27 protein-coding genes are annotated in these 23,962 nt (G+C 52.2%); 8 read left to right on the top strand and 19 right to left on the bottom strand.

The genetic code is table 11. The features are described 5' to 3' along the window. Positions 1 to 33 precede the first annotated feature (33 nt). The 7 genes from flgF to flgL all read left to right on the top strand — a co-directional run bounded on the left by flgF (position 34) and on the right by flgL (position 7,251). Complete coding sequence (flgF, locus tag INP78_RS10490) at positions 34 to 777, top strand: flagellar basal-body rod protein FlgF (RefSeq protein ID WP_194742121.1); 744 nt, start codon at positions 34 to 36, stop codon at positions 775 to 777. 53 nt (positions 778 to 830) lie between these two features. Then, positions 831 to 1,613 carry a flagellar basal-body rod protein FlgG gene (gene flgG / locus INP78_RS10495; protein WP_194742122.1) on the top strand — a complete coding sequence of 261 codons (783 nt, stop codon included), beginning with the start codon at positions 831 to 833 and terminating at the stop codon, positions 1,611 to 1,613. A gap of 40 nt (positions 1,614 to 1,653) precedes the next feature. Further along, positions 1,654 to 2,304, top strand: coding sequence for a flagellar basal body L-ring protein FlgH (locus INP78_RS10500; RefSeq protein WP_194742123.1), 651 nt, complete (start codon positions 1,654 to 1,656; stop codon positions 2,302 to 2,304). 11 nt (positions 2,305 to 2,315) lie between these two features. Next, positions 2,316 to 3,461 carry a flagellar basal body P-ring protein FlgI gene (locus INP78_RS10505; RefSeq protein ID WP_305076181.1) on the top strand — a complete coding sequence of 382 codons (1,146 nt, stop codon included), beginning with the start codon at positions 2,316 to 2,318 and terminating at the stop codon, positions 3,459 to 3,461. 13 nt (positions 3,462 to 3,474) lie between these two features. Continuing rightward, on the top strand, positions 3,475 to 4,566 hold the full coding sequence (gene flgJ / locus INP78_RS10510; protein ID WP_194742124.1) for a flagellar assembly peptidoglycan hydrolase FlgJ: 1,092 nt from the start codon (positions 3,475 to 3,477) through the stop codon (positions 4,564 to 4,566). 105 nt (positions 4,567 to 4,671) lie between these two features. After that, positions 4,672 to 6,324: a flagellar hook-associated protein FlgK gene (gene flgK / locus INP78_RS10515; RefSeq protein ID WP_194742125.1), complete on the top strand. Its 1,653-nt coding sequence runs from the start codon at positions 4,672 to 4,674 to the stop codon at positions 6,322 to 6,324. 21 nt (positions 6,325 to 6,345) lie between these two features. Continuing rightward, a complete protein-coding gene (gene flgL / locus INP78_RS10520; RefSeq protein ID WP_194742126.1) occupies positions 6,346 to 7,251 on the top strand; it encodes a flagellar hook-associated protein FlgL in 906 nt (301 codons plus the stop codon). Positions 7,252 to 7,271: 20 nt separating this feature from the next. Here flgL and fliR read toward each other — a convergent pair whose 3' ends face one another. From fliR to fliF, 13 genes are all read right to left on the bottom strand, one after another. Beyond that, entirely contained in the window at positions 7,272 to 8,039 is a 768-nt protein-coding gene (fliR, locus tag INP78_RS10525; RefSeq protein WP_194742127.1) for a flagellar biosynthetic protein FliR, read from the bottom strand. 12 nt (positions 8,040 to 8,051) lie between these two features. Beyond that, positions 8,052 to 8,321, bottom strand: a complete 270-nt coding sequence (gene fliQ, locus INP78_RS10530) for a flagellar biosynthesis protein FliQ (RefSeq protein ID WP_019882538.1) — start codon at positions 8,319 to 8,321, stop codon at positions 8,052 to 8,054. 43 nt (positions 8,322 to 8,364) lie between these two features. After that, positions 8,365 to 9,132, bottom strand: coding sequence for a flagellar type III secretion system pore protein FliP (fliP, locus tag INP78_RS10535; RefSeq protein WP_194742128.1), 768 nt, complete (start codon positions 9,130 to 9,132; stop codon positions 8,365 to 8,367). A gap of 113 nt (positions 9,133 to 9,245) precedes the next feature. Further along, complete coding sequence (gene fliO / locus INP78_RS10540) at positions 9,246 to 9,746, bottom strand: flagellar biosynthetic protein FliO (protein WP_194742129.1); 501 nt, start codon at positions 9,744 to 9,746, stop codon at positions 9,246 to 9,248. Positions 9,747 to 9,770: 24 nt separating this feature from the next. Next, positions 9,771 to 10,205, bottom strand: a complete 435-nt coding sequence (gene fliN / locus INP78_RS10545) for a flagellar motor switch protein FliN (RefSeq protein ID WP_194742215.1) — start codon at positions 10,203 to 10,205, stop codon at positions 9,771 to 9,773. Between the two features lie 50 nt (positions 10,206 to 10,255). Then, a complete protein-coding gene (fliM, locus tag INP78_RS10550) occupies positions 10,256 to 11,257 on the bottom strand; it encodes a flagellar motor switch protein FliM (RefSeq protein WP_194742130.1) in 1,002 nt (333 codons plus the stop codon). 33 nt (positions 11,258 to 11,290) lie between these two features. Further along, positions 11,291 to 11,875, bottom strand: coding sequence for a flagellar basal body-associated FliL family protein (locus tag INP78_RS10555; RefSeq protein ID WP_194742131.1), 585 nt, complete (start codon positions 11,873 to 11,875; stop codon positions 11,291 to 11,293). 146 nt (positions 11,876 to 12,021) lie between these two features. Continuing rightward, complete coding sequence (locus INP78_RS10560; RefSeq protein WP_194742132.1) at positions 12,022 to 13,422, bottom strand: flagellar hook-length control protein FliK; 1,401 nt, start codon at positions 13,420 to 13,422, stop codon at positions 12,022 to 12,024. 25 nt (positions 13,423 to 13,447) lie between these two features. Next, positions 13,448 to 13,894, bottom strand: a complete 447-nt coding sequence (gene fliJ / locus INP78_RS10565; protein ID WP_194742133.1) for a flagellar export protein FliJ — start codon at positions 13,892 to 13,894, stop codon at positions 13,448 to 13,450. A gap of 14 nt (positions 13,895 to 13,908) precedes the next feature. Beyond that, complete coding sequence (gene fliI, locus INP78_RS10570; protein ID WP_228522808.1) at positions 13,909 to 15,447, bottom strand: flagellar protein export ATPase FliI; 1,539 nt, start codon at positions 15,445 to 15,447, stop codon at positions 13,909 to 13,911. 38 nt (positions 15,448 to 15,485) lie between these two features. Next, positions 15,486 to 16,154 carry a flagellar assembly protein FliH gene (locus INP78_RS10575; protein ID WP_194742134.1) on the bottom strand — a complete coding sequence of 223 codons (669 nt, stop codon included), beginning with the start codon at positions 16,152 to 16,154 and terminating at the stop codon, positions 15,486 to 15,488. A gap of 24 nt (positions 16,155 to 16,178) precedes the next feature. Next, complete coding sequence (gene fliG, locus INP78_RS10580; protein WP_194742135.1) at positions 16,179 to 17,177, bottom strand: flagellar motor switch protein FliG; 999 nt, start codon at positions 17,175 to 17,177, stop codon at positions 16,179 to 16,181. 3 nt (positions 17,178 to 17,180) lie between these two features. Further along, on the bottom strand, positions 17,181 to 18,896 hold the full coding sequence (fliF, locus tag INP78_RS10585) for a flagellar basal-body MS-ring/collar protein FliF (RefSeq protein ID WP_194742136.1): 1,716 nt from the start codon (positions 18,894 to 18,896) through the stop codon (positions 17,181 to 17,183). 265 nt (positions 18,897 to 19,161) lie between these two features. On the opposite strand from fliF, the gene fliE reads away from it, so the two are divergent. After that, positions 19,162 to 19,527 (top strand): flagellar hook-basal body complex protein FliE, encoded by a 366-nt coding sequence (gene fliE, locus INP78_RS10590; RefSeq protein WP_194742137.1) that lies wholly within the window; start codon positions 19,162 to 19,164, stop codon positions 19,525 to 19,527. Here fliE and INP78_RS10595 read toward each other — a convergent pair. The 6 genes from INP78_RS10595 to INP78_RS10620 all read right to left on the bottom strand — a co-directional run bounded on the left by INP78_RS10595 (position 19,524) and on the right by INP78_RS10620 (position 23,893). Next, positions 19,524 to 19,814, bottom strand: a complete 291-nt coding sequence (locus INP78_RS10595) for an EscU/YscU/HrcU family type III secretion system export apparatus switch protein (protein WP_194742217.1) — start codon at positions 19,812 to 19,814, stop codon at positions 19,524 to 19,526. The genes fliE and INP78_RS10595 overlap by 4 nt on opposite strands. After that, a complete protein-coding gene (locus INP78_RS10600) occupies positions 19,801 to 20,940 on the bottom strand; it encodes a flagellar hook-length control protein FliK (protein WP_194742138.1) in 1,140 nt (379 codons plus the stop codon). Before INP78_RS10600 ends, INP78_RS10595 begins: the two co-directional genes overlap by 14 nt. Beyond that, positions 20,941 to 21,273: a flagellar protein FliT gene (locus INP78_RS10605; RefSeq protein WP_194742139.1), complete on the bottom strand. Its 333-nt coding sequence runs from the start codon at positions 21,271 to 21,273 to the stop codon at positions 20,941 to 20,943. A 1-nt stretch (position 21,274) separates the two neighbouring features. Further along, the gene (gene fliS, locus INP78_RS10610) at positions 21,275 to 21,766 is read right to left on the bottom strand and encodes a flagellar export chaperone FliS (RefSeq protein WP_194742140.1); all 492 of its coding nucleotides are present in this window, start codon (positions 21,764 to 21,766) and stop codon (positions 21,275 to 21,277) included. Between the two features lie 81 nt (positions 21,767 to 21,847). Next, positions 21,848 to 23,515 (bottom strand): flagellar filament capping protein FliD, encoded by a 1,668-nt coding sequence (gene fliD / locus INP78_RS10615; RefSeq protein WP_194742141.1) that lies wholly within the window; start codon positions 23,513 to 23,515, stop codon positions 21,848 to 21,850. Between the two features lie 33 nt (positions 23,516 to 23,548). Then, positions 23,549 to 23,893, bottom strand: a complete 345-nt coding sequence (locus tag INP78_RS10620; protein WP_194742142.1) for a flagellar protein FlaG — start codon at positions 23,891 to 23,893, stop codon at positions 23,549 to 23,551. Positions 23,894 to 23,962 lie beyond the last annotated feature (69 nt).

Genomic DNA, 23,962 nt, shown 5'->3' on the forward strand with positions numbered 1-23,962 from the left:
GGGTTTGATTCACTTCTTGATAGGGGCAGCTTTATGGATCGTCTGATATACACTGCAATGACTGGCGCCAAACATATTTTGGAGCAACAGGCGACCACTGCCCACAACCTGGCCAATGCCACCACGACCGGCTTTAAAGCCCAGGTGGACAGCTTCCGCGCAGTGCCAATTTTAGGCGATGGTTTGCCTACACGCGCCTTTGTCGTCGATGCCACAGTGGGCACCGACTACAAGGCTGGCAGTATCCAGCATACCGGCCGCGACCTGGATGTCGCCGTACAAGGCCAGGGCTGGATCGCCGTGCAGCGCGCCGATGGTTCAGAAGGTTACACCCGCAACGGCTCGCTCAAAATTAATGAGAACGGGCAATTACAAACCGAATCCGGCCTCAATGTAATGGGCGATGCAGGCCCGATCAGCATTCCGCCTAACGTGATTGTCAGTATCGGTGGTGATGGCACGATTTCCAGCGTCAACGACTTTACTGCACCAGGCGCGACCACCATTCTGGGCCGGATCAAACTGGCGAATCCACCAGAAGCTTCGCTCAAGCGCGCAGATGATGGCTTGTTTGTCACCAGCAATGGGCAGGCAGCGCCACTGGACCCTAACGTAAAAGTGGCTGGCGGTGCTTTAGAAACCAGCAATGTCAACGTGGTCGAAACCATGGTGAACATGATCAGCCTGGCTCGCCAGTTTGAGATGCAAATGAAAATGCTGGAAAACGCGCAAAACAACGCTGGAAAAGCCGATCAGCTCTTCAGTATGAATGGCTAAGGCTTGCACTAATATTGCAGTATGAAAACGGGTTTAAGCCCAAGGAGTGAACGATGATACGCTCATTATGGATTTCAAAAACCGGTCTGGATGCACAACAAATGCAGATGGACGTGATTTCAAACAACCTGGCCAACGTCAGCACCAGCGGCTTTAAAAAGTCGCGCGCGGTGTTTGAAGACCTGCTCTACCAGAACATTCGCCAGGTAGGCTCACAAAGCTCGCAACAAAGCCAGCTGCCCAGCGGTTTGCAATTAGGTACCGGTGTAAAACCGGTGGCGACCGAGCGTATTTTCACCCAAGGCAACTTGCAACAAACCAGCAACGATAAAGACGTGGCTATTCAGGGCCAGGGCTTCTTCCAGATTCTGTTGCCTGATGGCACCACCGCCTACACGCGCGATGGCTCGTTCCAGGTCGATAGCCAGGGCCAACTGGTCACTGCCAGCGGCTTCCCGGTACAACCGTCAATTACGATTCCAGCCAATGCGCAAAGCTTGTCCATTGGCAGAGATGGTGTGGTCTCAATTACCACCCCTAACTCAACGGCCACGACCCAGATTGGCCAGATTCAGTTAGCCACATTTATCAACCCGACTGGCTTGCAATCTAAAGGTGAAAACCTGTATGTAGAAACCACCGCATCAGGCAACCCGAATACCAATGTACCAGGCACCAATGGTGCGGGTCTGCTTTCACAAGGCTATGTTGAAACCTCCAACGTTAACGTGGTGGAAGAGCTGGTGAGCATGATTCAAACCCAGCGTGCGTATGAAATTAACAGCAAGGCGATTACAACCTCGGACCAGATGCTGCAAAAACTGTCGCAGATGTAATCCCTGCTTGAGGATCACTCAAATGATGAATAGAACGATCATGAGCTTACTACTTTGTTTGGCGTTTTCCCAATTACTGAACGGCTGCTCCATTACGCCTTCAACCATTGTGCAAAAACCGGACACGCCACGCGTCGCCATGGCACGCCCAGACGCGCGTACGGCAGGCGCCATTTTCAACAGTGCAGGCTTTCGCCCGCTGTTTGAAGACCGCCGCCCACGCTATGTAGGTGATATCGTCACTGTTCGTATTGCAGAAAATACCACTGCTAACAAGGCTTCTGATAACGAGCAAACCAAAGATGGCTCCACAGCCGCTTCTGTGACCGGCCTGTTTGGCCATAACGTGCCTAAAGCCGCCTTTAACGCCAGCTCAGCCCTGTCATTCAAAGACAAAGCAGCGGCAGATGCCAGCAATACCTTTAGTGGTTCTGTGACAGCGACCGTGACCGATGTGCTGCCAAATGGCTACCTGGTGATCAGCGGCGAGAAACAGATTGGCTTTGACAAGGGCACTGAATATGTCCGCTTCTCAGGCATTGTCAACCCGGACATGATTACCATCGGCAACGAAGTGGTCTCGACCAAAGTGGCTGATGCGCGTATTGAATACCGCAGCAACAGCAAAATGGATGCCGCTGAAGTGCTGTCCATGTTCTCGCGCTTTTTCCTTAGCATGATTCCATTGTAGGAGAGTTAATCATGCCCGCACTGACAAAACCCCTGTTTCACAACGCACAGCGCGGCATACGCGCTGTTGCCTATGGCATGCTGGCCTGCAGCCTGCTGCTGACAACCCCGTTCGCCCAGGCTGAGCGTATCAAGGATATCAGCAACATTCAGGGCGTGCGTGCCAACCAGTTGATTGGTTATGGCCTGGTCGTTGGCCTGGATGGCACAGGCGACATGACCACGCAAACCCCGTTTACCGTGCAAAGTATTATCAGCATGATGAACCAGATGGGTATTACCTTACCGCCTGGCACCAATCTGCAATTGAAAAACGTCGCGGCAGTCATGGTCACCAGCTCCCTGCCCGCTTTCGCACAACCGGGCCAAACGCTGGATGTGACAGTCTCTTCCATGGGTAACGCCAAGAGCTTGCGCGGCGGCACCCTGCTGATGACGCCACTTAAAGGTGCCGATGGTCAAATTTACGCGATGGGTCAGGGCAACCTGGTCGTCGGTGGTGTCGGCGCGGCCGCCAATGGCAGCCAAACCCAGATCAACCATTTAAGTGTAGGCCGTATTTCTGAGGGCGCCACGGTTGAACGTGCCCTGCCCAACACCCTGCTGCATCAGGATGTGGTCAAACTCGAATTGAAAGAAAGTGATTTCTCAACCGCCAACAATGTGGTGGAAGCCATTAACAAGAAGTTTGGCCCGATGACCGCACAAGCCGAAAGTGGCCGCGTGATTCAAGTGCGCCCACCTGAAAGCATGAGCCGCGTCTCGTTTCTGGCCAACCTGGAAACGATTAACGTGGCGCTGGCGGCAACCCCTGCCAAAATTATCCTCAATGCACGCACGGGTTCAGTGGTCATGAACAAGGCAGTAACGCTGGATAGTTGCGCAGTTTCGCACGGCAACCTGTCTGTGGTGATTAATACTTCACCGGTGATTAGCCAGCCTGGCCCATTCTCCAATGGCCAGACGATTTCCACCGCCGTGTCAGAAATTAACATTAACAAAGAGCCAGGCAAAGTGCTCAAGCTGAATAACGGCGCAAACTTGTCTGATGTGGTCAAAGCGCTCAACGCCATTGGCACCACACCACAGGACTTACTGGCGATTTTGCAAGCCATGAAAGCTGCCGGCGCATTGAATGCCGAGCTTGAGGTGATTTAAGCGAGAGACGGCGATGCAACCTCGTATCGATCCTACGACGCAAAGTCTGGCCATTGACGGTAACTCGCTCAATAGCCTGAAGCGTGGCAATACTGACTCGCCCGAATCTATTCGGGCGGTGGCACGCCAGTTTGAAGCTGTGCTGATGAACATGATGCTGAAAAGCATGCGTGACACCGTGCCGCAAGATGGCATCACCGATAGCGAGCAAGGCAAGATGTTTATGGGCATGCTGGACCAGCAACTGAGTACCAACCTCAGCCAAAAAGGCATGGGGCTGACAGATGTGCTGGTCAGGCAATTGAGCAAGTTTAGCCAAAAACCGGGCGATGCCACCGATGGCAGCAAAGACAGCAAATCTACTGGCAAGCTGGATAGCAGCGCTGCCCTGCCTCACACTAGCCAAACGAACCAAACAGCAAACAATGGCAATAGCAACGGTAAAGCTGTGCTAGCACAAGCCGCACAAAAAATCCGCGAAGCTTACCAGCAATGGGAAGCCACTGACGCCACCTCGGATAGCAATACCGATACAGCCTGGGCGCGCGGGATTCCTGAGCTGCCACCGCTGGTGGAAGAAACACAAGCCAATGTCCAGAGCTTTACCTTGCCGCAAGCGCCACTCGCCACCGCGATGCGTGAGGTTGCGGGTAAAACACAACAGTTTATCCAGAGCATGTTACCGCACGCACAGGCCGCCAGCACTAGCTCCGGCATTCCTGCCAAGTTTATGATCGGCCAGGCTGCGCTTGAGAGCGGCTGGGGCAAGCATGAGATTAAAACCGACAATGGCGTCAACAGCCACAACCTGTTCGGCATCAAGGCGGATGCTAACTGGAAAGGCAAAGTCGCCACCAGCACGACCACCGAATATATCAACGGCGTCAAACAGAGCCGGGTTGAAAAATTCCGCGCTTACGACAGCTATAGCGATGCGTTCAAAGATTACGCCAAACTGATTTCACAAAATCCGCGCTACCAGCAAGCCATGAGCAATACGCATGATGCCAGCGCCTATGCCCACGCATTACAACGTGCTGGATATGCAACAGACCCTCAATATGGCAAGAAACTGACGCAAGTCATCAAAAATTTACAAGGCTAGGCTGACGTACCCTAAAGAAACAAAAAAAACTGCCGATAGGCTACTTATCCACACTTTAAAGTCGTGTCTGACTCTCTGCAGGGGGCTGACACATGAGGAAATCACATGTCAAATGTACTCAGCATTGGTAAAAGCGCCCTCAATGCCGCGCAAATAGGGATTGCCACCGTTGGCCACAACATTGCCAACGCGTCGACCGAGGGTTACAACCGTCAAACTGTAGTGCAAGCCGCTGCGCAAGCACAAAACTTTGGCTATGGCTACGTCGGCCAGGGCACCAATGTGGTGGGCATACAGCGTGTGTTCAACGAGACGCTGGCCAAACAGGTACTGAATGCCACGGCGACAGCCAATGCCAGCGGTGCTTATTACAGCAATATCAGCCAGATCAACAGCTTGTTGTCCGACAGCACGGCCGGTTTGAACCCAGTGATTACCAGCTTTTTCAGTGCAGTGAGCGCGGCCGCAGCCAACCCAAGTGACACGGCCACGCGCCAGACATTGATCTCTTCCGCACAATCCATGGTGAACCGTTTTAATGCGGTAAACACCCAGTTGGACCAAATGCGCGATAGTATTAATACGCAAATTACCGCCAGTGTGGATGCTATTAACAGCTACTCCTCACAAATTGCCAACTTGAATGACACCATCAGCAAAGCCATTAACTCAACAGGCAATACGCCTAATGACCTGATGGACCAACGTGACCAACTGGTGGCCAAGCTCAGTGAACAAATCAAGACCACCGTCATCAAGCAGGATGATGGTTCTTACAACGTCTTTGCCGGTAGCGGCATGCCACTGGTCGTTGGTACGCAACAGTACTCTTTATATACACGCGCCAGTGATACCGACCCTACCCGCATGGAGGTGGCTTATGGTAATCCCGCCAGCCCTAAAATCCTGAGCACAGATACCTTGTCTGGCGGCACGCTTGGCGGTGTTTTGCAATTCAGGAGTGAAACTCTGGACGTGGTGCAAAACCAGGTGGGCCAATTGGCCGTGACCCTGGCCAGCCAGTTTAATGCCCAGCAAACCCAGGGCTATGATTTAAATGGCGTGTTGGGTACCAACCTGTTTAATGTCGGTGGACCGACCGCGGTCAGCAGCGCCTACAACACAGACCCGACCAAAGCGGCTTCTGCCACCATCACCGATGCCAGCCTGCTGACCAGCAGCGACTACACGGTCAAATATAACAGTGGCCAATACACCATTACCCGCCTCAGTGATAAGTCCGTGATGTGGCAAGGCGCTTCGCTGCCTGCTACCGTCGACGGCATGCAGATTGATGTCAACACTAGCACACCGACAGAAGGCGATTCTTACCTGATCAAGCCGACGCAGTATGCTGCGGGTCAACTGTCACTGGCATTTACCAATGTCGACAAACTGGCTATGGCAGGCTCAGCCACCACCGGCCCTAACGATAACGAAAACGGCTTGAAACTGGCTGCCTTGCAAACTGGCGCCAACGTGCGTGTGGCAGGCAGCAGCACGAATAGAACCTATGCACAGGCCTTTGCACAAATGGTGAGTGCCGTAGGCACTAAAACCAATGAACTCAGCATCACCAGCAAGGCTGATGCCACCGCCCTGGAAAATGCAACGGCCGCCATGCAGTCTGAGTCTGACGTCAACCTGGACGAAGAAGCCACTGATTTGCTGCGTTATCAGCAAGCCTACCAGGCGGCGGGCAAAATGATGCAAATCGCCAGCCAGCTATTTGAAGTTTTACTGCAAATTGGTCAATAAGTTTTTGAAGGATAGGCCATCATGAGAATCAGTACCAATACCATCTATCAATCTGGTACCAACCAGTTAATGAATCTGCAAGCAGACCTGAACAAGCTGAGCATTCAAACTGCGACTGGTAAGCGCGTAAATTCGCCAGCAGACGACCCGGTGGCGGCGGCACGCATACTCGAGCTCAATACGGCCAAAGACCAGAACGCGAATTACACCAACACGCGTAAAACTGCAGAAACACTGCTGCAAACCTATGAGGCTAACTTGAGTAGCGTGACAGACACCATACAGTCCATCCAATGGACCCTGATTGCTGCCGGTAATGGTGCTTATACGGATGCAGAACGTGCCAAGCTGGCCAATGAACTGCAAGGTAGTCTGGACACACTGAAGGGCCTGGCCAATACCAAAGACTCGCAGGGCAACTATATGTACTCTGGCTATGCTTCGTCTACCGTACCGTTTGATGGCAACTTTGACTTTGTTGCCAACTCAACCCGCACCAGCTTGCAAATTGATGTGCAAAGCCAGTTGCCAGTCACGTTCACCGGCGACCAGGTATTTGGTGCCAACGGCGACAATGTGTTCACTAACTTGCAGGACATTATTGCGCTGTTAAAAACACCGATCACCGACAGCACTACCCAAGACGCATTTAATACCGGCCTGGCAACCAGTATCGACAAAATGAAAGGCTCATTGAACTCGGTATTGGATGCACGTTCAGAAATCGGTAGCAGCCTGAATTTGTTGGATACCCTGAATACCACGGGGGATAGTCTGGATCTGCAATATGATGCGTCTATTTCAACGCTGCAGGATCTGGATTATGCGCAGGCATTGTCAGATATCTCCAAGAAAACGACGATCTTGCAAGCGGCGCAAAAAGCATTTGTCGCTACCTCGAATATCTCGCTATTCAGCCTGATTTAAGCATCACCATTTAATCGTCACTAGTGCAGCACTTGCAACATCAGTTGTTGCGCCTCAACTAGCCAACGACTGATGGGGCTGACCAGAGAAGGCAGGCTGAGCAGCGTCATCAAGAAACCCACCGATATCGTGATCGGGAAACCGATACCGAAAATATTGAATTGTGGCGCCGCTTTGGTTAACACACCCAGCGCCATGTTGGTAATCAACAGGCTGGCAACCACCGGCAATGACAGCAGCAGGCCTTGCGAAAAAATATGCCCGCCCAAACTGGCGATGGCCTGGCTATTCAGCTGCCAGTGCTCCATACCTATCGGCATGGTTTCAAAGCTTTGCAGCATGACGGCCACCACAATTAAATGACCATCCAGGCTTAAAAACACCAGCAACGCCAGCATGGTTAAAAACTGCCCGACAGCGATGGTTTGGCCATGCGCCTGTGGATCATAAAAACTGGCAAAGCCCAGGCCCATGCTCATGCCCATCATAAACCCGGCCATTTCAACCGCAGTAAACAGTAAGCGCATGACAAAGCCCATGCTGATACCGATTAAAAACTGTGCCAGCAATGACAACAAGCCTTGCCATGACAACACCTCAATGGACGGCACCTGGATGGCAGGCACAATGGCCAGCGTAATGACAAAGCCGATCGCCAGCTTGATGCGTTTGGGAATAGAGGGATGGCTAAACAGCGGAACGACGGTGAGACAACCAAGCACCCGTGTCAGTGGCCACAATAGCTGGACAATCCACAATTGCAGATCTGAAGCATGGATGGTCAGCATAAGGCCTGAGGCTTAGTTCACCAATTGCGGAATCATGGTAAAAATATGGTGCATATAATCCACCATAGTCATCAGCATCCAGTGGCCAGCCAAGAGCAGCACAGCCATGACGCCGACCAATTTGGGGATAAATGACAGGGTTTGTTCGTTGATTTGTGTCGCTGCCTGGAAAATACTCACAATCAAACCGATCATCAACGCAGTCCCCAGCACGGGCGCTGCTACCATCAATGTGGTTTGCATCGCTTCACTGCCTATGGTCAATACCTGTTCCGGACTCATGGTTTGCTCCTGAATTGAATATATGCTGCGTTATATCAAAAAGTTAAATCACAAAGCTTTGCGCCAGCGAGCCGAGTATCAGCTGCCAGCCATCGACCAGCACAAACAGCATGAGCTTGAAAGGCAGCGAAACAATGGCTGGTGACACCATCATCATACCCATGGCCATCAGGATACTGGCTACCACCATATCGATAATCAAAAACGGGATGTAGATGGCAAAGCCGATCTGGAAAGCGGTTTTCAGCTCACTGGTCATAAAGGCAGGCACCAGTATTCTGAGCGGTACATCCTCTGGCGTTTGAATGGTCTCGACATGTGCCATATTGGCAAACATGGCCAGGTCATTCTCGCGGGTTTGCTTGAGCATAAAGCCCTTGAGTGGCAATACACCGCGCTCCAACGCTTCCTGCATGGTGATTTTGCTTTCGGATAAAGGCTGGTAAGCGTCGGTATAAATCTTGTCGAACACCGGCCCCATGACAAAAAAGGTAATAAACAAGGCCAGGCCAATCAATACCTGGTTAGAAGGCGCAGACTGGGTACCCAAGGCCTGGCGCAGCAAAGACAACACAATCACGATACGCGTAAAGCCGGTCATCATCAGCATGGCGGCCGGGATGAATGTCAATGAGGTGAGTAAAATCAGGGTTTGCAGGCTCAGCGTATAGTCCTGGCCACCTCCTGCTCCGGGGGTCACTGTGCCAATCGGCAGTCCGCCAGCCGCCCACGATAAGAGCGGGAAGCCAAGCAGCAAGCCGGTCGGCAGCAACAAGGACAAGAGAGACTTTAAACCTGAAAAAACGCGCATGTATATGGCACCCGAAACTGTCTTGTACCTGCACACGGCAGACACAAGACGATCAATAAGTTAGGGCTATAGTACGCCAGACCTGGCTAAATCAAAGGTCGGAAATGAGCGACTCAAGGCTTGTTTTTGATGGATTTGACGGTTTGCTGCAAGGTGGCCTGCATGGCCTGCTGTAAACGGACAGCAAAAGAAGCTTGCGGATCAACACCAGGAACCGAGGGCTCAGCCGCGCTGGCGCCCTCTTCTGCTGTGGACTCTGCGGCAGGCGGGTCAACCTCGCCTAGGGCGGTCATTTGGCCTGCATTGATACCAACCACCAGCCAGCGGCCAGCCACTTCAAGCACCACCACGCGTTCCCTGGGGCTTAACTGCAAACCACCTACCTGCTTGATCACACCGCGTTGAGCCATGGTTTGCCCAGGCAGAACTCGTCGTAACACCCAGGCAATCGCCGCAATTACCAGCAAGACAATTACCGTGCCATAGACCATGCGGCCCAGGCTATCACTGGCACTGGGTGCGGCCGCGACAGTTGCCGCAGGTACCACAGCCCATGCCACACTGGTCAGCAGGCTGCTAAACAAGGCAATTAACCACTGGCTGAGAGTTTTCATGGCGATCTAATTCAAAAAAAGCAATTAACGATTCAGCTTGCGAATACGCTCGGCCGGGGTAATGATATCGGTTAAGCGGATACCAAACTTGTCATTCACCACCACCACCTCACCTTGTGCGATCAGGCAGCCGTTCACCAGGACATCCATTGGTTCACCGGCCATGCCATCCAACTCCACCACAGAGCCCTGTGCCAGTTGCAGCAGGTTCTTGATCGAAATTTTGGTGCGGCCTAACTCAACCGTCAGTTGTACCGGAATATCCAGAATGAAATCAATGTCATTCTGAGTGCCTTCTAGCTTGTTATTGGCGCTAAACTCGTTAAACACTGCCGTCTTGCTGGTTGGCTCTTGCAGCGCCGAAGATTCCGCCTGGGTTTGCTCAGCCAGGGCCGCGCCCCAGTCATCTTCAGCAATCGTCTGCACATCACCGGGATCAGACACTCCCATGGCAGCCATGGCTGCATTCATATCATCATCTGCACTATTCGTGGCGGGATCCATAGCCATTATGACTCTCCTTGCAATTGCTCGTGACTACCGTCAGCGCGAATTAACTTTTCAACCTTGAGGGCGTACTGCCCGTTAAATACACCATAACGACAATCCATCACTGGAATGTTGTCAATTTGTCCTTCGATGCTGTCACTGATATTAATCGGGATCACATCGCCCTCTTTCAGCTCCAGCAAGTCTGCCACTGTCAGTTTACGTGTCGCCAGATTGGCCACAATCTCAACCTCTGCGGCTTGAATCTGCTGCGTCATCAATTTGACCCAACGTTTATCGCCACCCAGATTTTCGCCTTGTAACGGTGAGGTCAGCAGATCTTTGATTGGCTCGACCATGGAATACGGCACGCAAAAATGCATTTCGCCGCTATTCGGGCCCAGCTCAATATTGAAGGTAATGGCCACGACCACTTCATTCGGCGTGGCGATATTGGCAAACTGCGTATTCATTTCCGAGCGCAGGTATTCAAACTTGACCGGATACACGGGCGCCCAGGCTTTTTCATACGACTCGAACATAATGCTCAGGATGCGCTGGATAATGCGTTGCTCGGTCGCGGTAAAATCACGGCCCTCCACGCGGGTATGAAAACGGCCATCGCCGCCGAACATATTATCCACCACCAAAAACACCAGTGTCGGATCCAGCACCAGCACGCCTGTGCCACGCATTGGGTTCATATGAATCAGGTTGAGGTTGGTGGGCACCACCAGGTTACGGATAAAGTCGGTATATTTGATGATTCTGACCGGGCCGACTGACACTTCTACCGTGCGGCGCAGAAAGTTGAACAACTCAACACGTAATAAACGCGCATAGCGTTCATTAATCATTTCCAGCGTGGCCATGCGGCCGCGCACAATACGCTCTTGCGTGGCGAGATTGTAATTGCGTACACCAGCCTCGTCTTTGCTGGACGAATCAGTCTCATCATCGCCCTCAACCCCTTTGAGTAGCGCATCAATTTCATCTTGTGATAAGAACTTGTCAGCTGACATGATGACTCACTTTAAACAACTAGGCCCATAACATTACTGAATCACAAACGAGGTAAATAATACCTGGGTGACTTTCAGCGGCTTACCGTGTGCTGCCAGCGGTTTTTTCAATTCAACCAGCAACTCTTCACTGAGTTGGGCTTTACCTTCTGGTGTAGAGATATCAGACGCCTTTTTGCTGGTAAGCAATAACAATACGCGATTACGCAACACCGGCATTTGTGCCTTCATCTTTTCGGCCAATTCAGCGCCTTTCACCTCCACCGTCAAATCCAATTGCAAGAACTTATCATCCGGGTCTGGCAGCAAATTCACAGTGAATGTTTCAAATTGCACATAAGTCAGGGCCGTTTTAGGGTCTGCATGACCGCTCGCCTCTTCTTCGGGCGCCTCTTCCTCAGCGGCTTCGCCTTCAGCCGCTGCATCTTCGTGACCTTCTGCTTTTTCGCCATGCTTGGCTTTGGCTTGCTGCGCCTCTGGCTTCTTCAGCAAAAAGAACGCAGCAGCACCGCCACCGGCAGCTAATGCCAGTACCACGGCCAATATGACAATGAGTTTTTTCTTGGATTTGGGTGCAGCCTCTGCTGCGCCTTCTGCTTTAGCCGGTTGTTGAGCCATGACACAAACCTTTCTTACATCAAACTTTGACTGTTTATGGTGTCATTATGCGCAACACTGCGCTCTGGAGATTGGCGGATAAAAGGGTAAAATCAGCGTTTAATCGAAACTTACACCCAGAGGCAGGCAGCTTGCCTGCCCACGGCTTAAACAAAGGTATCGACCAGGCCACGTGCGACGGTGGTTTTAACGGCTTGTGGGGCAACGACTGCATCAGCTTCACCTGTAGCGGCTAGTGACTGGCTACCTTGGCGCGAAGTCTGCTGCTCAAAATGCTGTTGTGCCTGCTGACCATCACCGACAAAGGTCTGGCCCAGTTGCAAGCCTTGTGACTGCATGCGGTCTCGTAAATCCTGCATGCCATCTTCCAGTGCCTGACGAACCAGGGGGTTATCCGTGATAAAACTGGTGTTCACAGACTGGTTATCCACTTTCAACACCACCTGAATCGGGCCCAGGTCTGGTGGTGACAAGGTCAGGCTGGCCACATCGTCGCCACTGCCCACCATATTCATCACATGCTGGTTCATGGCTGTTTGCCAGCGCTCATTGCCAAACGGTGTTGCAATTTGCGACATCACCACATTGCTGCTTTGCGCCACACCAGCCGCATTCAGCCATGTGCTATTCGGCAAGGCTTGTGCAGCGGGCTGCTGCGTGATATTCAACAGATCAGCTTGCGCATCTGCACCACGCATGTCATTAAAAGCCTGTGCGGGTCGTCCGCCCCCTGCTGCCTCTGCCATCAATTTGGCATTAACCAGGGTTTCAGAAATAGCAGGAGATTCTTTACCGGTTTCGGTTGGCACATTGCCAGCCAGCAATTGTTTGAAATCGACAGACTGATCATCCTGGTCTGCATTCACGGCAGGCCCGGACGGCGTTTGTACGGCGGTCGTCTTAGTCATCGCTTCAGTGTCCAGCGGCAAAGCCAAGGCATTGCTATCGACCACAGGCAGTTGCTCGCTATCCACCGTGACCGCAGCGCCATCCGTGCTAATCTCGGCTTTAGGCAACTGATCTGCAGGAGTTGCTGTGGGACGCATGGCAATCATGGTTTGCATCCATGGCGAAATACCGGTGGGCAATTGATCATTCGCAGCCAGATCTGCCAATAAGCGTTTCTTGCGCTCTTGTGCAGTTTCAATCACGGCCGCTGGGTCTTGTGTATTGCTTGCTGCGGCAGAAGCTGAAGTATCTTCAGTGTTTGCAGGCGTCTCAGCGCTAGTCGTTTCGTCGCTGCTCTCAGCTGCTGTTTTTTGTGGCTTGTCTTCTGATTTGACGTTATTGTTGGCTGCAGTGGGCGTTTTATCTGCCGCGGAAGAAGACGGCGTTGCCGCAGGTTTTGGCGTATCGGCCTTGTCAGCCATGGTCTTATTGGCCACTGGCATCACGGGCTTGCTGCTTTGCTGCATTTGCTTGCGCAAAGCCTGTGCAAACTCATCCGAGCCATTGTTCTGTGGCTCTGGCGAAACCTGATTGGCAGACGCTGTTTTCACGGCCTCTGCACCCATGTTCAATAAAGTTGCGGAATTTAAAAACGCCATATGACTCTCCCGGTCAACACTTGTTTTACAGGCGCGTGCGCTTGGCACGGCTTGCAAACTCATCCATCAGTTTCTGATCACGCTTGCCTTCTGCTTTTGCCTGCATCGTTTCCGCCCGTGTCATCAGCACTTCAAAAGATTTCTGTTTACGCTGCTTTTCCTGCAATAGCTGTCGTTTTTGCAGGATATTCGCCTGCCATTGTTCGATTTGAGCATTTTGACTGCGGACCGCCAATTCCAATTGCGAGAAAAAGCCCTGAAAATTGCGGTATAAATCGGCTTTGAGTCCTTTTTGTGAGGCCAGCTGCCATTGCTGCTCATATTCTTGCTGGTATTGTTCCAGCATGGTGCGCTGCTGTTGGGCCTGCTCAAGTAGCTGCATGGCCTGTGCCAACGCCTGCATGGCCGTTTCCACTTCGTCTGCGGCCAGTTGCTTAAGCAGTGCCAGCGTTTCGGTAGACTGTTTTGCCATGACTCAATAAGGCATTAGCCTATGGTATTCGCCAACTGCTGCAAGCTGTCCTGCATATAGGCTGCCTCATCAATATCCTGCTGCAAAAATGCATTGATCTGGTCACGTTTCTTAATCGCAATATCCAGCATGGGATCAGATCCTGGCTGGTAAGCGCCGACGGCAATCAGGTCCTGGTTACGCAAATAACGGGAATATAACTGCTTGAGCAAACGGGCTGCCTGTTGATGCTCTTTACTGGTGATATTGTGCATGGCGCGGCTGATCGATTGCTCAATATCAATCGCAGGATAATGCCCACTCTCGGCCAGCGTGCGGTTGAGCACAATATGGCCGTCAAGAATCGCCCTTGCCGAATCGGCAATCGGATCCTGCTGATCATCGCCTTCGGTCAGCACGGTGTAAAACGCGGTGATCGAGCCCTCGCCCCTGGCGCCGTTACCGGTACGCTCAACCAGCGCAGGCAATTTGGCAAACACAGAAGGTGGATAGCCTTTGGTGGCGGGTGGTTCGCCAATCGCCAGGGCGATTTCGCGTTGCGCCATGGCATACCGGGTGAGGGAATCCATGATCAACAAAACGTTTTTACCTTGCTGGCGGAAACGCTCGGCAATGGCTGTCGCGTAATTGGCGCCTTGCAAACGCATCAATGCCGAGACATCGGCAGGCGCTGCGACGACGACAGAGCGTGCCAAGCCTTCTGGCCCTAAAATCTGTTCAATAAACTCTTGTACCTCGCGGCCGCGCTCACCAATCAGGCCGACCACAATCACATCGGCCGTGGTGTAACGTGCCATCATGCCCAGCAAGACGCTTTTACCCACACCAGAACCGGCAAACAGGCCCAGGCGCTGGCCACGACCAACGGTCAGCATGGCATTGATTGCGCGCACGCCGACATCCAGTGTTTCTTCAATCGGTGCGCGCATCAGCGGGTTAATCACGCGCCCGCTCAATGGTGCGGTGACTTCGGTTGAAATCGGGCCCAGGTTATCCAGCGGATTACCCGCAGCATCGACTACCCGGCCAAGCAGGCCATCACCGACCGGAAAGTGACGTGCACGGTCTTGCGCACGACGGCGCGGCGGACGGCCAAATTGCGGTTTAGGTAATGTTTCGGTGATTTCCATGCTGAAGACTTTGGCACCCGGGACGACGCCATCCACAGCAGACTGCGGCATCAGCAGCAGGTTTTCGCCATCAAAGCCCACCACTTCAGCTTCTACGCGGCCACCATCCTGCAACGGAATAAAACAGGCACCGCCAATCGGCATTTTGATCCCAGTGGCGACCATGATCAGGCCGGTGACCTTGACGATACGTCCAGCCACTTCCAGTGGCTCGACCAAATGGATCAGCTCTCTACAGTCCTTGAGGTAACTTTGCCAGCGCTGGTTATGCACATTGTGCGGCAAGTCTTGTGTATGCGGTGCAGCAGCGTCCGCCTGTGCGGTAGCCGTATCTACGCCTGTTACCGGTGCGATAGCCACATCATTATTTAACGCTTCAGCCAGCTCAGGACTGGCGTCTACGGCGGTATTGGGTTCTGTCATGCTGGAATCAATCACTGTCAGTACATCAGCGACACACGTTATTCGTTGCTAACAGCAGGTTTGTGCCAGTCATCGACGCGTGACAACCCTTGCACCAGGCGTTTCCAGCGCATTTCATTGCTGGCATCAATCTGGTTTTCGGCAGTTTCCACCAGGCAGCCTCCACGCTCAATCTGAGCGTCTTCAATCAGTTGCCACCCCTGCTCTTTTAATTGTTCGCCAATATGGGCGCGCAGCACTTTGGCATCTTCGTGATGCACAATCAATCTGGCAGGCTGTTTCACTTGTGGTAAATAATGCATGGCATCTAGCACCACTGGAATCACCGCTTGCGGATCGACCTGTAACTTGGTTTTCATCATGGCTTTAGCCAAATCCAGCGCCAGGCTTAATACAGACTCAGCGACGTTGACATCCTGCATGGCCAAGGCTTGCTGAAAGCTCGCTGCCATTTGCGACAATTGCTCGCGCTCACCTTCTATTTGCGACTGCGCCTGTGTCAGGCCATCGCCATAACCGGTTTTAAATCCTTCTTCATAGGCCTCTTGCCTGACCTGCTTCAGAATCTGGCTCACCGTGCGTGCATTTTCTTCAGCCTGCTCGCGTTCGCGCTTGACGCGCTCACTGGAGATGGAGTCATCAAAGCTGGCCATCTCCCAACGTTGATAGGCGCTCATTTGTTCTTTAGGAATTGCAGAAGCTACCATGAGACACTTTCCTTATTCAATGCACTACACATATTGCTCGCTGTCACCTTTACCAGCCAGCATGATCTGGCCTTCATCTGACAAGCGACGCACAATTTGCAAGATTTGTTTTTGCTGGGTTTCCACTTCCGACAACTTGACCGGACCGCGGCTTTCCAGGTCCTCACGCATCATGTCAGCCGCACGCGACGACATATTACGGAAGAATTTTTCTTTCATTTCATCTGACGTGCCTTTGAGGGCCACAATCAGCATGTCAGACTGCACTTCACGCAACAACACTTGAATCCCGCGGTCATCAATTTCCATGATGTTGTCAAACACAAACATCTGGTCCATGATTTGCTGCGCCATGCCGTCATCGTAGCTTTTGAGGCCATCCATGAGTTTGGCTTCATGTTCGCCGCTGATGTAGTTCATGATCTCGGCGGCTGTTTTCACACCACCAATGGCCTGGCGTTTGAGGTTGTCGTTACCAGCCAGCATTTTCAGCATGCCTTCATTCAACTCCCGCAACGCAGTTGGCTTGATACTGTCCAGCGTGGCGATGCGCAAAATCACATCCTGACGCAGACGCTCGGTAAAGTGACTCAAAATCTCTGCGGACTGTTCCGGCTCAAGGTGAGACAAAATAGTCGCAATAATCTGCGGATGTTCGTTCTTGATAAAGTCGGCCACACTGAAGGCATCCATCCACTTCAGGCTTTCTATGCCGGCTGCATCTTGTGATTGCGGAATACGGTTGAGCAAGTTGGAGGCTTTGTCATCGCCAAACGCCTTGATCAGTACTGAGCGGATATAGCTGTCAGAGTCGAGGCCAAAATCACTGCTGCTGGCGAAGTCAATCATGAACTTCTCCAGCACCTGCTCTACCTCTTCGCGTGGCACCGGCTTCATCGAAGCCATGACAATACCCAGGCGTTGTACCTCTTTCGGTGACAGGTGTTTCATCACTTCAGCCGCCTCGTCTTCGCCGAGTGCCAGCATCAAAATTGCACTTCTGGTTAATCCCTGGTCACTCATGGCTTACTTCTCCGCCGAGGTCCAGCCGGACACCACATTGGCCACCATACGTGGATTATCTTTCGCCACTTGCTTTGCCGCCTGCAAGGTCTGGTCCAGGCCACTTGGTAATGCTGTCGCATCGCCACTCAAAGTCACCAGCGCGTCTTCACCTTCTGCGCCCGCAGCCCCTGCAATCGGCAGTCCGTCAGGACCGGTCAATGCAGCAGCACCGGCTGCCAGTGCCTGTTCTTTCTTGTCGGCACCAGTCAGTTTATTCGCCATCGGCTTGAGTAGTTTTTTGTAAACCATCATCAACACAATCACACCGGCCAAGAAGCGTAATGCGTCTTTACCATACTCAATCACCAGCGGATCTTTCCACAAAGGTGGCTCAGCCAGCTTTTCCTGTGCTTCGGCAATAAAAGGCGTATTCACCACAGAAATCGTATCACCGCGCTCTTTGTTGAAGCCCATGGCCTGCATGGCCAGATCACTGACTTGTTGCTTCTCGGCATTGCTCAGCGCACGGTAAGTGGTTTTGCCTGTGCTATCGACGACCGGGATATGATTCACTACCACCGCCACGTGCAGGCGCTTGATGCCGCCTTTGGCTTGCTGGATGTAGCTGACAGTTTTGTCCAGCTCGTAGTTGGTGGTGTTATCTTTTTGGGTATTTTGTGGCGGTACTGGTGGCGCAGCTGGAGCAGCACCTTCCGCACCCGGCGCTTGGGCGCCAGGCGCATTAATTGGCGCAGTGGACTCCCCTGGTGGCTGATTGGACAAAGCACCTGGCACGGCACCGTTGCTGCCACCTGTATTTTGTGTTTCATGGCTTTGCGCACTGCGTATGGCCATATCGTCAGGCTTGGTATTCGGCTTATAAGACTCGTTGGCCTGCTCAGTCATCGAGAAATCAATCTCTGCACTGGTTTCAGCGTGCACGTTCTTGGCGCCGACGATAGGCGTAATAATCGACTCCACACGGCGGGCAATGCTGTTCTGCATATTTTCCACGTAAGCCATTTGCTCTGGGTCGAGGCCGTTTTGCTTGAGCTTATTAGCATTATCAGACAGCAGATTACCGTTCTGGTCGACCACCGTCACGTGGTCTGCGGACAAGTTAGGCACACTACTGGCCACCAGATGCACCACCGCGGCCACTTGCTGGCCATCCAGACGGCGGCCATTATGCAGATTCAATAACACAGAAGCGGTTGGGTACTGTTGCTCGCGTACAAACACGCTTGGTTTTGGAATCGCTAAATGGATACGGGCTGCCTGCACAGCAGAAATAGACTGGATGCTACGCTCAAGTTCACCTTCCAGGCCGCGCTGAAAGTTCACTTGTTCAACAAACTGTGACACGCCAAACTTCTGGTTTTCCAGCAGCTCAAAGCCAATATTGCCGCCTTTTGGCAAACCTTGTGCGGCCAGTTTCAAACGCACCTGATGCACCTGGTCAGCTGGCACCAGAATCGCATTACCGCCTTCAGCAAACTGGTAAGGCACACTTAACTTGTCGAGTTCAGCCACAATCGCGCCACCATCTTTGTCGGCAAAGTTGGAAAACAGCACGCGGTAATCCGGCTTCTGGCTCCACAGCCAGAACACAACCATCACTGCAACCACGGCCGCAATACCTGCGACCAGCAGCAGTTTCTGTCCGAGTTGACCAAACATATTCGGTGTACCGTTGGACTCACCAGTTGATGTAAGTAAGGCAGCGTCAGCAGCCATCTGAACCTCCATGTTTACTACCACAGGCTTTCTGAGACATTTCCCCATGCGGGGATACTGACTCAAAAACACCATCCTGAACTCGAATGCCCATTAAGGACATCTCACATGGATCACATTATGCGCGCACTCCCTGTTTTCAAATTGGCAAATAAGACGGATTAATGTTGCCTATTTTTCAGAGCAGTCCAGATGACGGGGTGCTAAAGTAGCTACCATGACAATTAAGGGCTTTGTGTGCCCGTGACGATGAAAGGAGTCCACCATGAACGCAGGCGGTATTGATGCACAACGTATCTCGTCCATGCTGGCACAATTGCGTGCAGCCGCACAAAAGCCTGAAGGTTTGGGTAGTGCAGCCATCGCAAGTCCTGTGCAGAAAAGCAATGCAGCCGCACCGACCAGCCAGGTCAGTTTTAGTGATGCCTTAAAAGCCTCGCTGGATCAGGTCAACAATATGCAGCTGCAATCAGAAAAGCTGGGGCAGGATTTTGCCATGGGCAATGACAATGTCAGCCTGTCTGACGTCATGATCTCCGGGCAAAAAGCCAATATCGCCTTCCAGGCCACGGTGCAGGTACGCAACAAACTGGTGACCGCTTACCAGGACATGATGAACATGCAGGTTTAAACCTTAGGCGCGTCCGTGGTTTCCCCTTGCTCCAGTTGATATAACCAAGCCAATATTTCTGCAATCGCCTGATACAGCTGTGGCGGAATATGGGCATCCAGCTCGACCTGCATTAACAGGCTCAACAAGGCCTGCGATTCGTGCACATACACCTCGTGTTCTTTTGCCAGCGCAATAATGCGTTCAGCCAGCAAGCCATTGCCTTTGGCCACCACACGTGGCGCCAGGTCACCGGCCTCATAAGCCAGCGCAACAGCGGACTGGGTATAAGCCTTATCCTGCTGCATATTGCGGCCTGTCTTGTGCGCTGTCATCACGGCTAATCTGCAACGATTCCAGTTTTAATCCCACAGACTGTAAACTCATGGCCAACTGGCTGCGGCCAGATTGCATTTCTTTCAATGCCTGCGTCTGTGCTGGCTCGACGCGTACGCTAAAACGACCATTCACCATGGTGATTTTGACCGTGACCTCTCCTAACCGTGGCAATTGCAAGGTCAAATCGCTCTTCAAGCTATTTAACACAGGCGCATCTGCTGAATGTGCCGAGTTTTCCTGCTCATTTACCTGCCACTGCATGGTTTGCCCCGGCCAGACCTCACCGTGCCAGACCAGCCGCTGCTGCTCCAATACCTGCAACTGTTGCGCCACCATTTCGGGAGGCATAAAAGCAGGTTTATTTTGTGGCTCCTGCAATAACTGGTGCCAGGGGCGGCTGCCTAAGGTTGCTTCTTTGAGGTGTGACTCGTAAAACAGGCCTGAGCTGTCCAAAGCATGTTTGAGGTCCTGTGCCAGCACTTGTGGCTTTTGCGGGCTGTGGCTCACCACCGCTTGCGCCTGCAAGGCGGTAGTTTGCTGCTGAAACTCTGACGAACTTAGCCAGCGCTGTAAATGTTTGGCTGGTGGGCTTAGTTCTACCAGGCTCGCTTGCCCGGCAGCGTTTTTTGACAGCGTTTGCAGATGCTCTTCATGGTCAGGCTGCGACATATCGGTTAACAGTGCCGATTCACCCAATCGCATTGGACCAGCCTGCGCCTGGCTATTAGCAGGCTGCACGCCCCACTTAACCTGTGGCAGATGGTCTTTACCCAAAGCTTGCTGGGCCATGCCCATAAACTGCATATGCAGGGTTTGCTGTTGTGCCAGATAAGCAGGCAGTTGCATTTGCACGGTGGCAGGTGGCTGGTTAGGCAGTTGGATCTGAACTTTGAATTGTGCCAGCTCTGAGGCTTTGGCAGCGCCTGCTTCTTTTTGCAGAATCAGGCCGGTGAACTGCATGCCGGGACGCATGCGCTCCCATAACGGGGCTTCTGACTGCGTGCCTTCGACCGGCATGATCGAAGAAATCGCGCGCAAGCTCTCTGTTTCACTGGCGATGAAGCGTTGTGTGAGAACTTGCGGAATCGGTAACATCTATAGGCCGTCCGGCGGGATGCGCGCATGCAATTGCGCATCAAAAATCATATCGGTGATGCGGTGCATCACTGGATACAACAAATTACGGATTTCACCATCATCGGCCAGAATCTTTTGCACCAGGGCCTGTTTGCGTTCATGCTGCTCTGACGTCAGGGTTTCAGATGCCAGTCGCATGTTTTGCTCCAGGGTTTTGACCACTTCAATCTTTAGCATGTAGGACTGCTCCAGTTCGGTCACTTTTTCCCAGGCATCCTTGCGCGCCGCAATCAGCATCTGTTCCATCAGTTTGGCTGCAGATTCATAGGTATTAATCAAGGCTTGTGACATCTTATGCTCCAACCGCGGCCAAACGGTTCACTTGCAGCTCATGTGTTTTTTGGGCAACCATTTGGCCTAGCGACATATCAGCCTGTACCGGACGCGCCATCGCTGACTTCTCCAGTGTTTCCCATGCGCTTTTCAATTCCATCAGCAACTGTTGAATTTCCTGTACTTTTTTCACATCCTGACGCACGCTGGCTTCCATCAGGCTACGTGTCATATATTGGTAAAGCTGATCCAGATTCTGCGCAATATTGCCACCGGCACGCTTGTCCAGGCAGGCACGCAAGCCACTATCGACAATAGTCACAGCCTGGGTCAGGTATTCCCCTTTTTTGGCAATATCGTGCTGCGCCATCGCTTGCTGGGCATGAATGCAGGCAGAAATTGCACCGTCATACAGCATGACGATCAGTTTCAACGGGCTGGCATCCACCACACCGGTTTCCAACCCTACGCTTGCATAAGCATTCACACCTAACTTTTTCATCCCGAACATTTTTGACTCCTGAATTCTGCTTAAAAGCGCATGGTTTAAGATAATTTGCCAGCCGCTCACTGCAGAGATTGACCGCTTCCACTAGTTGTTGGCGCTAATCGCTGCCAGTTGTGAAGTCAGGTTACTGCTTGTGCTCTGCAAGCTACTGAGCAAGGCATCCAGCTTCGCATACTGTGCACGGTAGCGTGCTTCAATCGCGGGCAGCTTGGCACTTATATCATCGGCCTTTTTGTTCAAATCTTTAATCGAACTTGAAATACCATCAGTTTTTGTTGTCAATGCGCCTTCGGTATCCAGCCAGCCGTCCAGCAAGCTGCTGAGCTCGCCTGCCAGGCCTTTGCTAAAGGTCACGGTGCCACGACTGCCAGTGGCCGTGCCAGTGACACTCAATTGCAGCCCATAGCTGCCATTGCCGATCACACCAGTGAGCACAGAACCCGTGGTGTTGGCCGTCACGCCGTTAATCGTACCAATCGCATTGACACCATTACCGCCCAGTTGCGTGATATTCACCGCATAGGTGCCAGAGGCCGTATCATCCTTGCTGCCGAGAAAAGTCACCTGTGGATCGGTAGAGGTCGCCGAAGGCGAGAACAACTTGGCCACATCACTGACATTGTTAGTAATGGCTTTTTGTAATTTAGTACTATCCAGCGATAACGACCCATCCGAGCCCATGCTGACGCCAATATCGCTCAGGGTTTTATAGGTGGTGGCTGTGGGCGAAGAAGCCGATAACATCGACTTTAACTTGACCATAATATTGCGCGCCGTCGAATCTCCCAGCAAGGCCCCATTGGAGGTCGAGCCCGCCGACACAAACTTGGTCAGGTTACGCATACTGGTATTCAGCGCGTTATAAGCATCGACAAAGCTTTGTACCGAGGCCTGTATGGTATCGGTGTCCGTGCCCACACTCAGCGTATTACTGGCCGAGGTGACCGTCTTCAGCGTCAAGGTGACGCCCTGAATCACGTCTGAGACGGTATTACTGGCTTTGCTGATACTCATGCCATCAACCGTCAGCAAAGCGTTTTTCGCTGCCGTCATTTGTGTCATGTTATTGCTACTGGCCAACGGATCATAGGCCAGCGCAGACAAGCCGCCGGTATCGGTGTTGTTACCATCATCATCGGCCACCGATATTTTGAGACTATTCACCTCGCCGGTGTCTTTAGACGTAATTACCAAGCGATTGCCGCTACCATCATTGACGATAGACGCGGAGACAGACGCGTTTTTGGCATTGATCGCATCACGGATACCTGCCAGCGTATTGTTGCTGCTGGTGATGTCTATGGTGATATCGGTCTTATCGGCATTCGCCGTAAATGAGGCAGGTGCAGTTCCGGTAGTTCCAAAAGAAATAGTGAGTTTGCCGGTGCCCACAATATCGGTCGCGCTGCTGTAAGCAGGCGATGCCAGTTTTTGTGAGGTCGCCAGTTGCGTGACTGACACACTATAGTTACCAAGCACTGCGGTGCCGTTGGCAGTGGCGCTGATGCTGGTCGCATCACTCGCAGTCACCGATTGCGCATTAAACTTGGCGGCGGTGGCCAATTTATCAACAGCCGTTTGAAACGTACTGAGCCCGCTCTTGAGCGTGCTATAGGCTGACAGCTTGGTATTGTAAGACGATATTTTGGTTTGAATATCAGCAATGGGTTGCTGTTCCGCCTGCATCTGCGCCGTGACTAAAGAGTCAATAGGCAGGCCGGATGCGCCTGTAGAGGATACAATCGATGTCATTTCTTAATCTCCCAACCGAATTAAAACGCCATATCAGGCTGTCTGTCGTACCACCAGCCCGCGTAATTTATCCAGCGTTTTACTGATGGCTAACACTTCCTCATTGGGAATCTGGCGCAATACCTTTTGTGTTTCGGTATCCACCACTTTCACAATGATGCGTTCGCTATCATCATCGATAGAAAACTCTATCGTTTGTAACGCTGGTGCTACATATTCATTTAACTTTTTGACAGCACCGGTCAACGCGGCTTTGTCATTCACATCAGCTGCAGCTTTATCAGCAGATGATTCAGCATATTTCACCAGCTTTAAACTACTGGCCGCCTGCACACCCTTTAAACCACCGCCTACACCATTAACAAATGAATCACTCATGATGTTGCTCCTTTTACCTAGGCCAAATCCACAGGGTCTAGGCCTGTGGATTTAGCGTTACCGAATGAT

Source organism: Methylophilus sp. 14 (assembly GCF_015354345.1).
Taxonomy (GTDB): domain Bacteria; phylum Pseudomonadota; class Gammaproteobacteria; order Burkholderiales; family Methylophilaceae; genus Methylophilus.

What these genes read in the sequence shown, in the direction of transcription:
- flgF (WP_194742121.1), top strand. Translation starts at nt 34, where the DNA reads ATGGATCGTCTGATATACACTGCAATGACTGGCGCCAAACATATTTTG.
- flgG (WP_194742122.1), top strand. Translation starts at nt 831, where the DNA reads ATGATACGCTCATTATGGATTTCAAAAACCGGTCTGGATGCACAACAA.
- INP78_RS10500 (WP_194742123.1), top strand. Translation starts at nt 1,654, where the DNA reads ATGAGCTTACTACTTTGTTTGGCGTTTTCCCAATTACTGAACGGCTGC.
- INP78_RS10505 (WP_305076181.1), top strand. Translation starts at nt 2,316, where the DNA reads ATGCCCGCACTGACAAAACCCCTGTTTCACAACGCACAGCGCGGCATA.
- flgJ (WP_194742124.1), top strand. Translation starts at nt 3,475, where the DNA reads ATGCAACCTCGTATCGATCCTACGACGCAAAGTCTGGCCATTGACGGT.
- flgK (WP_194742125.1), top strand. Translation starts at nt 4,672, where the DNA reads ATGTCAAATGTACTCAGCATTGGTAAAAGCGCCCTCAATGCCGCGCAA.
- flgL (WP_194742126.1), top strand. Translation starts at nt 6,346, where the DNA reads ATGAGAATCAGTACCAATACCATCTATCAATCTGGTACCAACCAGTTA.
- fliR (WP_194742127.1), bottom strand. Translation starts at nt 8,039, where the DNA reads ATGCTGACCATCCATGCTTCAGATCTGCAATTGTGGATTGTCCAGCTA.
- fliQ (WP_019882538.1), bottom strand. Translation starts at nt 8,321, where the DNA reads ATGAGTCCGGAACAGGTATTGACCATAGGCAGTGAAGCGATGCAAACC.
- fliP (WP_194742128.1), bottom strand. Translation starts at nt 9,132, where the DNA reads ATGCGCGTTTTTTCAGGTTTAAAGTCTCTCTTGTCCTTGTTGCTGCCG.
- fliO (WP_194742129.1), bottom strand. Translation starts at nt 9,746, where the DNA reads ATGAAAACTCTCAGCCAGTGGTTAATTGCCTTGTTTAGCAGCCTGCTG.
- fliN (WP_194742215.1), bottom strand. Translation starts at nt 10,205, where the DNA reads ATGGCTGCCATGGGAGTGTCTGATCCCGGTGATGTGCAGACGATTGCT.
- fliM (WP_194742130.1), bottom strand. Translation starts at nt 11,257, where the DNA reads ATGTCAGCTGACAAGTTCTTATCACAAGATGAAATTGATGCGCTACTC.
- INP78_RS10555 (WP_194742131.1), bottom strand. Translation starts at nt 11,875, where the DNA reads ATGGCTCAACAACCGGCTAAAGCAGAAGGCGCAGCAGAGGCTGCACCC.
- INP78_RS10560 (WP_194742132.1), bottom strand. Translation starts at nt 13,422, where the DNA reads ATGGCGTTTTTAAATTCCGCAACTTTATTGAACATGGGTGCAGAGGCC.
- fliJ (WP_194742133.1), bottom strand. Translation starts at nt 13,894, where the DNA reads ATGGCAAAACAGTCTACCGAAACGCTGGCACTGCTTAAGCAACTGGCC.
- fliI (WP_228522808.1), bottom strand. Translation starts at nt 15,447, where the DNA reads ATGACAGAACCCAATACCGCCGTAGACGCCAGTCCTGAGCTGGCTGAA.
- INP78_RS10575 (WP_194742134.1), bottom strand. Translation starts at nt 16,154, where the DNA reads ATGGTAGCTTCTGCAATTCCTAAAGAACAAATGAGCGCCTATCAACGT.
- fliG (WP_194742135.1), bottom strand. Translation starts at nt 17,177, where the DNA reads ATGAGTGACCAGGGATTAACCAGAAGTGCAATTTTGATGCTGGCACTC.
- fliF (WP_194742136.1), bottom strand. Translation starts at nt 18,896, where the DNA reads ATGGCTGCTGACGCTGCCTTACTTACATCAACTGGTGAGTCCAACGGT.
- fliE (WP_194742137.1), top strand. Translation starts at nt 19,162, where the DNA reads ATGAACGCAGGCGGTATTGATGCACAACGTATCTCGTCCATGCTGGCA.
- INP78_RS10595 (WP_194742217.1), bottom strand. Translation starts at nt 19,814, where the DNA reads ATGCAGCAGGATAAGGCTTATACCCAGTCCGCTGTTGCGCTGGCTTAT.
- INP78_RS10600 (WP_194742138.1), bottom strand. Translation starts at nt 20,940, where the DNA reads ATGTTACCGATTCCGCAAGTTCTCACACAACGCTTCATCGCCAGTGAA.
- INP78_RS10605 (WP_194742139.1), bottom strand. Translation starts at nt 21,273, where the DNA reads ATGTCACAAGCCTTGATTAATACCTATGAATCTGCAGCCAAACTGATG.
- fliS (WP_194742140.1), bottom strand. Translation starts at nt 21,766, where the DNA reads ATGTTCGGGATGAAAAAGTTAGGTGTGAATGCTTATGCAAGCGTAGGG.
- fliD (WP_194742141.1), bottom strand. Translation starts at nt 23,515, where the DNA reads ATGACATCGATTGTATCCTCTACAGGCGCATCCGGCCTGCCTATTGAC.
- INP78_RS10620 (WP_194742142.1), bottom strand. Translation starts at nt 23,893, where the DNA reads ATGAGTGATTCATTTGTTAATGGTGTAGGCGGTGGTTTAAAGGGTGTG.